Source organism: Streptomyces sp. NRRL S-87 (genome assembly GCF_000719335.1).
Classification (GTDB): domain Bacteria; phylum Actinomycetota; class Actinomycetes; order Streptomycetales; family Streptomycetaceae; genus Streptomyces.
Genome location: NZ_JOGB01000180.1, coordinates 1 through 512 on the forward strand (window position 1 = coordinate 1; position 512 = coordinate 512).

Consider the following 512-nt stretch of genomic DNA (forward strand, 5'->3'; position numbering starts at 1 on the left):
GATGATCGGAATGTTGAACGCGTCGCACATCTGCACGAACCGCGCGGCCTTCTCGGACGCCTCGATGTCCAGCACCCCGGCCAGCGTCTGCGGCTGGTTCGCCACGATGCCCACGACCTGCCCGTTCAGGCGGCCCAGGGCGCAGATGATGTTGCGCGCCCAGCGCTCGTGGACCTCCAGGTACTCGCCGTCGTCGAGGACCTCCTCGATCACCGCGGCCATGTCGTACGGGCGGTTGCCGTCGGCCGGGACCAGGTCGAGGAGCACCTCGGAGCGGCGGTTCTGGGGGTCCGAGCACGGCACGCACGGCGGGTACTCGCGGTTGTTCTGCGGCAGCATCGAGAGGAGGTAGCGCACCTCGGCGATGCAGGTCTCCTCGTCGTCGTACGCGAAGTGCGCGACACCGGAGGTGCCGGCGTGGACGTCGGCGCCGCCCAGGCCGTTCTGGCTGATCTCCTCACCCGTCACCGCGCGGACCACGTCCGGGCCGGTGATGAACATCTGCGAGGTCT

General features: G+C 69.1%; 1 protein-coding gene. It reads right to left on the minus strand.

Features of this window, described 5'->3' with window-relative positions; translation table 11 throughout:
• Positions 1-512: carboxyl transferase domain-containing protein (locus IF43_RS0135645; protein WP_037891674.1), on the minus strand; the 512-nt coding region annotated here is incomplete at both ends.